This window comes from Streptomyces sp. NPDC058051 (assembly GCF_042885475.1).
In the GTDB taxonomy this organism is placed as follows: domain Bacteria; phylum Actinomycetota; class Actinomycetes; order Streptomycetales; family Streptomycetaceae; genus Streptomyces.
This window is the reverse complement of sequence record NZ_JBHVRW010000079.1, coordinates 1-1583: the sequence shown is the minus strand read 5'-3', so window position 1 is coordinate 1583 and position 1583 is coordinate 1. Positions and strand designations below refer to the sequence as shown.

Sequence of the window (1583 nt, the reverse complement as noted above, 5' to 3'; positions counted from 1 at the left end):
GCCGATCAGGCGGCCGTCGGCGAGGAGTGGGCAGACGTAGTAGCCGTACTTGCGGCGGGCCGGGGGCTTGTACGCCTCGAAGATCTGGGTGAAGCCAAACAGGCGCTGGACGCGGGGGCGGTACCAGATGAGATTGTCGAATGGCCCGAGGAACACCGGTTTCCGGTACGGTCGCGCCGGGCGGGTGAGTGCTTGTGGGTCGGCCCAGGCTGTTCCCCAGCCTTCGACCCTCACGGGGGTGAGGCCGGTTCCGGGCAGGATGCGGGTCGCGACCGGGGTGGGGATGCGGAGGTAGTCCGCGAGGTCGTCCGTGGTAGCTACGCCAAGTGCGGCCCCGGCGTTGCCGAGGAGCGCGGTCAGGCATGCGTCGTCGGAGGCCTGGTCGCTCAGGAAAGCGGCGGGGATGCAGCGCTCGGCGAGGTCGAACAGGCGCCGGCCGCCCGTGCGGCGGGTGGAGGCGAGTTCCCCGGACCAGACGAGGAGTTCCAGGGCTGTCTTCGTTGGGCTCCAGTCCCATCCGGCTCCTGCTTCTGCGTCATCGCGGAGCTGGCGCAGCGGGAGTGGTCCGTCGCGTTGGATGCGGTCGATGAGGGCGGTGCGGGTCCGCCGGTCCGGGTATTGGGGGCGGCGGCGGGTGGCGCGGCGGCGGAAGGCCCACAGGGGCCAGTCGGCGAGCGGCACGAGGGCCAGTGCGTGGGCGGGGTAGTCGAACGCGGTCGGGGTGTTGTTGAGGGTGTTGTCGACGGTCCGGGTTGTTGCTGTGGGTAGGCGTGTGGTGAGGGTGAGCTGGTGGGCGCGGGCCAGGGTGCTGATGCTGTCGAGCTGGACGGCGTGGAGGAGGGTGAGGGCGGCGGTCACGTCGGGGAAGCCGTCGGCGGGAAGGGTCGCGGCGACGGCGATGTCCCGGGCTTGTGTCAGGGACAGTTCGGCTTCGGGTGCCGGGGTGGTCATGGACGTGGATCCGTCACAGTGGCTGGTGTGACCGCGGGTTCTTGAGCGTCAGCGGGCTGGGCCTCGGGCGGGCTGGGCGGTCGCGCTGCGGGCAGAGCGTCCCCTGGCGCGGCTGTTCGGCGGGTGGGGGCCAGGAACGCGCTGGCGGCGCCGATGGCCGCGCAGCTGGTGAGGGTGATGAGCGCGGTGTCCCATCTGTGGTGTTGGGCGAGGGCTCCGATGGTGACGGCCATGATGCCGCCGGTGATGTCGGTGGAGGCGCCGACCCAGGCGTTCGCCTCGATTCGGGTGTCGTCGCTCGCGGTGGCGTCGATGAGGAGGAAGGCGTTGATGAACAGCGGGGTGACGAACAGTCCGGCCAGGAGCAGCAGGGTGGCCAGGAGCCATAGGGGGCGGGCGAGGAAGAGGAGTGTGGTGGGGAGGGTGAAGCCGAGGGTCAGGAGCTGGTATTTGCGCCAGAGCCCGGCTTTCCAGTCGATGGTGGCGTAGAGGATGCCGCCGATGACGCCTCCGGTGCTGATCGCGGCGAGGAGTGGTCCGAGCCAGGCGGTGGCGTGCTGGGTTTGGGTGTAGGCGGGGACGAGGACGCCGGTGCCGCCGAAGATGCACCCCATCACGAGGAGGGGCAGGAG

The 1583-nt window shown here is 70.6% G+C and carries 1 protein-coding gene and 1 pseudogene; both read right to left on the bottom strand.

Translation table 11 applies throughout. The features are described 5' to 3' along the window. A partial coding sequence (locus tag ACFVUT_RS37670) for a DNA glycosylase AlkZ-like family protein (RefSeq protein WP_389671182.1) occupies positions 1-951 on the bottom strand: 951 nt, incomplete at its 3' end. Next, positions 948-1583: pseudogene (locus ACFVUT_RS37665) on the bottom strand (MFS transporter); the annotation flags it as partial. The gene ACFVUT_RS37670 and the pseudogene ACFVUT_RS37665, both read right to left, overlap by 4 nt.